This window comes from Mycobacterium sp. (assembly GCF_049278535.1).
Taxonomy (GTDB): domain Bacteria; phylum Actinomycetota; class Actinomycetes; order Mycobacteriales; family Mycobacteriaceae; genus Mycobacterium.
Genome location: NZ_JBAPMI010000019.1, coordinates 1 through 6,913, shown reverse-complemented (window position 1 = coordinate 6,913; position 6,913 = coordinate 1). Strand labels below are relative to the sequence as shown.

Genomic DNA, 6,913 nt, shown 5'->3' with positions numbered 1-6,913 from the left:
GACTCCGTCTGCCGCAGCCGCTCCCAGCGCCCCATCCGCCGCCTCGCCGGCGGCAGACGCGCCCGCACCGGCGCTCTGCAGGCCGATGAAATCCGACATGGTGCCCAGGAAGTTGCCGGGCATGTAGAACCCGGACGAGAACATGGTGTTCCACAGGTTGTCATTGAGCCCCAGGCCACTCGACGAGAACAGGTCATTGAACAGCCGGGAAAGCCCGGTCGTCGACGTCGAATTCCCGGTCAACAGATCCAGAAGGCCCGAGAGACCTGACCCCGTCGCCGTCGCCGTCGCGGGCGAGGCGAGCCCTTGCAGTGCAGCGGGGACCGAAGTCACCAACTGCGACGCTGCCGTCTGCGTCTCCGTGCCCAGGTCTCCGGCGGTCGCGGTGGTCGCGGGTGGCGCGGCGAATGGCGTCAATGTCGATGCGGCCGCTGAAGATCCGGCGTAGCCATACATCGCCGCGGCATCTTGGGCCCACATCTCGGCATAGTGGGCTTCGGTGGTCGCGATCGCGGGAGTGTTCTGGCCGAGGATATTCGTAGCGATCAGCGAGGCCAACAACGTCCGGTTGGCAACGATGACCGGTGGGGGCACCGTCGCCGTGAACGCAGTTTCGTAGGCGCTGGCCGCCGCTTTGGCTTGGTTGGCGGCCTGTTCGGCTTGCGCGGCGGTGGCGTTCATCCACGACACGTATGGCGCGGCGGCGGCCGCCATGGCCACCGATGCCGGGCCGCGCCACGGACCGGCGGCCAGACCGGAGACCACCGACCCGTAATCACCTGCCGCCGAGGACACTTCGGTGGCCAGGCTGTCCCAGGACGCCGCCGCTGCGATGATCGGCCCGGAACCTGGACCGGCGTACATCAGCCCGGAGTTGACTTCTGGCGGTAATGTTGCGAAATCCATTGCGACACCTCTTATCCGGTAGCAACCGCGTTGGCGGTCTCGGTGGTGGCATACGAGTCGGCTCCGGCGGCCAGCATCGTCACGAACGCCTGGTGAATCGCGGCAGCCTGCGCACTGACCGCCTGGTACGTGTGTGCATGTGCGGCGAATTGTATTGCTGTCAAGGCGGATACCTCGTCAGCGGCGGGCGGGATCAGACCGGCGGTCGGTACCACCGCTGCGGTGTTCTGCGCTTGAAGTCTCAAGCCGACGGATTGAAGGTTGTCCGCCGCGCTGGATAGCATCTCCGGTACGATGGATACGAACGACATGGGGTTTCTCCTTTGAATTAGGGCGCACGACGACAACGCAAGTCCTAGGCGCGGACGTGCGTGAAATATGGTTCGGCGCTGGCTGATTGCAGCAGCAAGCACCGCAACGAGGACCCGATGGAGATCTGCGGTCATCGATTTGTGTCGGCGGCGAAAGCCACCGATTCAGCTCAGGGCTGTAACGATCTTGGGTTTCGCAGCCGGGTCGGGCGCGGTGGTGATCGCGACCTGGGGTGAACCCAAGCCGACTTGTCGTTGACGCGTCTCAGGCGGCGCGTTCGGCCTGCACCGTCCACTTCTCCTCGATGCGCCCATAGCGCCAGATCAGCAAGGCGCCGGCCCACGTGACCACGAACAGGCCGACGATCAGAAAACCAATGGCGTTGAGATCGATGCCGCCCAGCCAGCGCCAGACTCCGCCGGTCCAGCCGAACTGCTCGGCAAGCAGTCCGAGTAATTCGACGGTACCGATGAGCAACGCTACGACCACCGAAAGACCGGTGATGGTGATGTTGTAGTAGACCTTGCGAACCGGATTCGAAAAGGCCCAGCCATAAGCGAAATTCATGAACGAGCCGTCGATGGTGTCCAACAGACACATCCCCGCGGTGAACAACACCGGCAGGCACAAGATGGCATACCACGGCAGTCCGGCCGCGGCGCTGGTGCCGGCCAGCACCAGCAGCGCGACTTCGGTCGCGGTGTCAAAGCCCAAACCGAAGAGCACCCCGATCGGATACATATGCCACGACGCGCTAACCGATTTGGTGAAGCGGCCGAGCAGCCGATTGAGCAGTCCGCGATTGTTCAGCTGTGCTTCGAGCTCGGTTTCGTCGTAGTGGCCGCTGCGCATCTGCCTGAACACGCGCAGGATGCCGGCCAGAATGACCACGTTGATGATGGCGATCAAGTACAAGAACACGCCCGAGACGCTGGTGCCGATCAGGCTGGTGTAGTGATGCAGGGCCGAAGAGTCCTGCTCGACGGGTCCAACGATCGCCTTGAGCCCGAACGCGATGAGCAGTGCGAGCCCGAACACCACCGACGAGTGGCCGAGCGAGAAGAAGAAGCCGACGCCAAGCGGCCGCTGCCCGTCGTTCATCAGCTTGCGGGTGGTGTTGTCGATCGCGGCGATGTGGTCGGCGTCGAATGCGTGGCGCAACCCCAGTGTGTAGGCGGTCAGGCCGATGCCGATACCGAACGCCTTGTCCCCGATGCTCAAATGTGCCGGCTCGACGACGAGCATCAGTGTGCCCCAACCGATCACGTGCAGTGCGATAATGATCGCGAACATCGATCCCAGACGCAGCCACTCGTCGGGCGTTAAAGCCCTCCGTAGTCGAGACTGCGACGAGGGCTGCCTGCTGAGTGTGTCAGCGGCCATCTCGCGTCCCATCTGGAAATGAATCCCGGCCGCTATTGACGCTAACCCACGGGCGTACGTCTTGCAGATGATTCGCAGGAATTCTGCGAGTATTTTGCAGGTGAAAATCCGGGCAATCGGGTACGGTGCACCGCTTCGGTCACGCTTGGAAGGTGATCAGCGGGATCGCCATCTCGACCGGATCGCTCGCCCCGTGGAAACCGATGAGCTGAGCCACTTCCGGTGGCTCATGGGCGCTGGCCAGCACCGCGGTGTCACCAAGACAGCTGACGACGACATCGCCGATCCGCGGCAGGTGGTCGAGACGTACCGATCCGAACAGCCCGGCCGCGACGGCGTCGTCGCGGCTGCGGACGTCAGCTCGCCCATCCAAGAGCTCGCTCCAAGCGGCGATCACGTCTGAAGTCGCGCCCGGCTCGGTGTGCAGGTAGCGCACCCGCGGATCGCCGGCAACGACGCGCACCCCGGCACTCAACCGCGAATCGGCGTCAAGGTCGATCCGCTGAGATTCCGGCACGTTCAAGCCGCCGTGGTCCGCGGTGATCAGCAAGGCCGCATCCGGTGGCAACGCCTCGACCAGCCGGCTGAGCAGCACATCCACGTACGCGGCGGCGGCGTGCCACTCGGCTGAATCGACGCCGAACAGGTGTGCCGCGGTGTCGAGCGCGGCGGTGTACGCGTAGACGAATCCGGGCGCGGCGCGTAGCTGGTCGACCACGAGCTGGGCGTAGTCGTCGTCGTTGCTCGCCGGCTGGAGTTGGGCGCCGCGGTATACCGCCTCGGTGAGGCCGCTGCCGAGAAACGCCGCGGGCAGCACAGCACGAGCACCGACGTCGGCCCAGCGCAGCCGTTCGAACCATGTTGGGATGGGCTGCCATTGGCCGGCCGGCGGCTCGTCGCGCCACCAGATGTGGTTGAGCACCTGATCGGTCTCGGGCAGCTTGACGGTGAAACCGAGAATCCCGTGCTGGCCCGGTGCGACCCCGGTAGCCAACGACGCCAGGCTGGTCGGTGTGGTGGAGGGGAACGTGCAGGCGAGTTCGTCAAGCCGGCCGGTGTCACCGGCCAGCACCGACGCCAGCAGCGGTGCGTCGGCGGCCAGTTTCGGTAGCAGGTGCCAGCCCATCCCGTCGACGAGAACGACTACGACGCGGCGCACGCTACCGACCTGTGCGGTCACTCCTAGTGCGTCGTGCGCCCCGTCAACGGAAAGCAGCGCGGCCGCGGCGGGTAGCACATCGCAGATGGAACCGGGCACGACGTCCAGTCTGACAGGCATCCGATCCGGTCATTGGGTGCGATTCGACGATCGGCTGCGTGATACTGGATGAGTGGCCAGGCCCTCGGCTTTGGATCCGGTCGTCACCGAGCGCATCGGGGAACTACTGCGCGCTCATGGGCTGCGCCGGATGGCCTCCCGGATAGCAGTGTTGGCAGTGCTGGAGCCGATCCACGGTCATCTGTCGGTTGCCGAGATCGACCAGCGGCTGCACGAGTGCCTGCCGGCCGAGGACCAGCCGCCGGACTTGGCGACGATTTACCGCACCGTGACCACGCTTGTCGACCAGGGTGTGTTGCACGCGTTGACGCTGGAGGGCGGGGTAACCACCTACGGTCTGGCGGCCGACCCACACCATCACGCGGTATGCACACGCTGCGGCGCGATCATCGAAGTGCCCGCCGGGCGGCTGGCTTCTGCGCTGCAACATGCGATGGCCGGCAGTTCGTTCACGCTGTCTGAGCGCGCCGGGCTCACCCTGCACGGACTGTGCCCGCAGTGTCAGGGTGACGGGCCGGGGGAGGCCGGCCGGCCGCGGCGCTAGACGTGCGCCAGCCGTTGATTCGTCGAGCGAAGCTGACGGGTGGTGCTATCGGCCAGCGCACGGATCTGGTCGGGTTGTAACCGACCGCACAGCCGGCCCCAGTGGATCCCAACCTCGTCGCCGACCGCCACGTCGGGTATCGCGCTGTACCCATCGGCCCACACGTCGAGTCGGCATGCCGACGGCTCGGACAGGGTCAGCGCGTGTCCGTTCCATGCCAGCCGACAACACGACACCTCAACGCCATCGCCGTCGCGGGAAAGCACTGTCCCCCAAGTGACCCGGCAACTGTCCAGCACATTCAACGGGTGCTCGTCGAGGCCCCGGCCCAGCAGCCGCGACCACGGATAGACACCGAAGACGTGAAAACAGTGGTTTGCGGCGGCCTCGTGCGCCAAATCGGCGGTGAGATGTCCCCAGTAGCGGCTTGCCTTCGGACCGATGATGGCGAGCAACTCGCGGACGAAGTCATCGGGATCAAGCCCGGAACCGATACCGCCCCCGAGCCAGTACGACTCGACGAGCCGGTAATCCAGGGGATCGCTGATGCCGGTCATCTTCGCGAGCACCTGCAAGTAGGGCCACGCGCCGGAAAACTGCGTCGCGGCCCGCCGCACATCATCGATCGACCCGTCGCGCAACGTCGCGCCAAGCGCAGGGCCGCAAAAACCCAGCGCGTTCGGGGCATATGCGTAGCGGGCGAACATCTCCGGCCCGCGGTCGCTCGGGGGCAGCACAGCCACCGTCATGCCCGCCCGGGGGATCCCACCAGCTTCACGGCGTCGCGATGCATGCGGCCGAAGTTGTAGTAAGCCGCGCAGGCTCCCTCGGGTGACACCATGCAGGTGCCAATCGGGGTCTCCGGGGTGCAGGCAGTGCCGAAAACCTTGCATTCCCAAGGCTTGAGCACGCCTTTGAGCACCTCGCCGCACTGGCATGCCTTAGGATCGGCGACCCGCACCCCGGGCATCGAGAAGCGCAGTTCGGCGTCGAATTCCGCGAAGTCGTCGTGCAACCGCAACGCGCTCTGCGAGATGAATCCGAGCCCGCGCCATTCGAAGTGCGGACGCAACGCGAACACCGAGCCCATCAGCGCCAGTGCGGCCGGGTTGCCGTTTTCGGGCACCACGCGTTTGTACTGGTTCTCCACCTCGCATCGGCCTTCGCGGATCTGGCGTAGCAGCATGGTGACCGCGGCCAGAATGTCCAGTGGCTCGAATCCGGCCACTACCAACGGCTTTCCGTAAACGTCGGGCACGAAGCGGTATGGGCGGTTGCCCACCACCGTCGAGACGTGCCCGGGGCCGATGAAGCCGGACAGCCGTAGATCCGGTGATTCCAGGATGGCCTTGATCGGCGGCACGATGGTGACGTGATTGCAGAACACACTGAAATTCTGCAGGCCGAGGTCGCGGGCACGGACCAGCGTCACAGCGGTCGACGGGGCGGTGGTCTCGAAGCCGATGGCGAAGAACACCACGTGCTTCTCGGGGTTGTCGACGGCGATCTTGAGCGCGTCGAGCGGGGAGTAGACGAACCGGACATCGGCGCCGCGTGCCTTGGCGTCCAGCAGACTGCCTTTTGAGCCGGGCACTCGCATCATGTCGCCGAAACAGGTGAAGATCACGTCGGGTTGGCCGGCCAGCCACATCGCGTCGTCGATACGGCCCATGGGGATGACGCAGACCGGACACCCGGGGCCGTGGACAAGTTCGACGTTGTCGGGCAGCAGATGTTCGATGCCGTGCCGGTAAATGGTGTGCGTGTGCCCGCCGCACACCTCCATGAATTTGAAGTGGTCGGGGCCACTTCCCGCCAAGTGCTCGATGGCGGACAAAAGCTTGCGGGCCGCCGCCGGATCGCGGAACTCGTCAACGAATTTCATCGTCGTCCCCCTTAGACAATCGCCGACGAGTCGAAAGCTTCGACTTCGGTGGTATAGGCCTCGCCCAGCTTTTTGACAGCGGCCAGGGTCAGCAACGCCTCGGTCTCGTCGATCTTGGCCATCGCGAACCCGACATGGACCAGCACCCAGTCGTCGGGTTCGGGCATGTCGTTTTCCAGCAGCCGCACGCTGATCGTGCGCTGCACGCCGCTGACGTCTACCTTCGCCAAATAGTTTGCGGGATCGGTGATCTCAACGATCCGACCCGGAATTCCAAGACACATAAGCGTCTCCTCCTCTCGTGTGACGACCCGCTGCGCCCGGCTTCGCCGCGCTTGCGATCGCCACGCTCTCAACAGATCCGCGGCAGCGGGTCGCCGACGAGCATGTCGACAATCCGGGTACCGCCGAACCCGGTACGCAACACCACGCTTTCCGCCGGTTCGGTAACGATTTCGCCGACCTCGGCCGCATCGCTGCCCAGCGGGTGCGACCGCAACGCGGCCAGTCCGGCGTCGGCCTCTTCGGGTGCGACGACGGCGACGAACTTGCCCTCGTTGGCGACGTAGAGCGGATCGATGCCAAGCAGCTCGCACGCGCCATT

At 65.2% G+C, this 6,913-nt stretch carries 9 protein-coding genes; 1 reads left to right on the top strand and 8 read right to left on the bottom strand.

What is annotated here, in order from left to right; translation table 11 throughout:
- From WAO18_RS01040 to WAO18_RS01025, 4 genes are all read right to left on the bottom strand, one after another.
- The coding region (locus tag WAO18_RS01040; RefSeq protein ID WP_422203134.1) for a PPE family protein at window positions 1-906 on the bottom strand (906 nt) is incomplete at its 3' end.
- Between the two features lie 11 nt (window positions 907-917).
- On the bottom strand, window positions 918-1,217 hold the full coding sequence (locus WAO18_RS01035) for a PE family protein (RefSeq protein WP_422203133.1): 300 nt from the start codon (window positions 1,215-1,217) through the stop codon (window positions 918-920).
- A 265-nt stretch (window positions 1,218-1,482) separates the two neighbouring features.
- Window positions 1,483-2,601 carry a HoxN/HupN/NixA family nickel/cobalt transporter gene (locus WAO18_RS01030; RefSeq protein ID WP_422203131.1) on the bottom strand — a complete coding sequence of 373 codons (1,119 nt, stop codon included), beginning with the start codon at window positions 2,599-2,601 and terminating at the stop codon, window positions 1,483-1,485.
- Window positions 2,602-2,740: 139 nt separating this feature from the next.
- The gene (locus WAO18_RS01025) at window positions 2,741-3,859 is read right to left on the bottom strand and encodes an alkaline phosphatase family protein (protein ID WP_422203136.1); all 1,119 of its coding nucleotides are present in this window, start codon (window positions 3,857-3,859) and stop codon (window positions 2,741-2,743) included.
- A 73-nt stretch (window positions 3,860-3,932) separates the two neighbouring features.
- Between WAO18_RS01025 and WAO18_RS01020 the strand changes: the two genes are divergently transcribed.
- On the top strand, window positions 3,933-4,424 hold the full coding sequence (locus WAO18_RS01020; RefSeq protein WP_422203130.1) for a Fur family transcriptional regulator: 492 nt from the start codon (window positions 3,933-3,935) through the stop codon (window positions 4,422-4,424).
- Here the strand turns inward: WAO18_RS01020 and WAO18_RS01015 are convergent.
- The 4 genes from WAO18_RS01015 to WAO18_RS01000 all read right to left on the bottom strand — a co-directional run.
- Window positions 4,421-5,173 carry a DUF6390 family protein gene (locus WAO18_RS01015; RefSeq protein WP_422203128.1) on the bottom strand — a complete coding sequence of 251 codons (753 nt, stop codon included), beginning with the start codon at window positions 5,171-5,173 and terminating at the stop codon, window positions 4,421-4,423. The genes WAO18_RS01020 and WAO18_RS01015 overlap by 4 nt on opposite strands.
- The gene (hypD, locus tag WAO18_RS01010; protein WP_422203127.1) at window positions 5,170-6,309 is read right to left on the bottom strand and encodes a hydrogenase formation protein HypD; all 1,140 of its coding nucleotides are present in this window, start codon (window positions 6,307-6,309) and stop codon (window positions 5,170-5,172) included. The genes WAO18_RS01015 and hypD overlap by 4 nt, the downstream gene beginning before the upstream one ends.
- Window positions 6,310-6,320: 11 nt before the next feature.
- Window positions 6,321-6,593: a HypC/HybG/HupF family hydrogenase formation chaperone gene (locus tag WAO18_RS01005; protein WP_325691852.1), complete on the bottom strand. Its 273-nt coding sequence runs from the start codon at window positions 6,591-6,593 to the stop codon at window positions 6,321-6,323.
- A 68-nt stretch (window positions 6,594-6,661) separates the two neighbouring features.
- On the bottom strand, window positions 6,662-6,913 hold a 252-nt coding region (locus tag WAO18_RS01000), incomplete at its 5' end, for an AIR synthase-related protein (protein ID WP_422203125.1).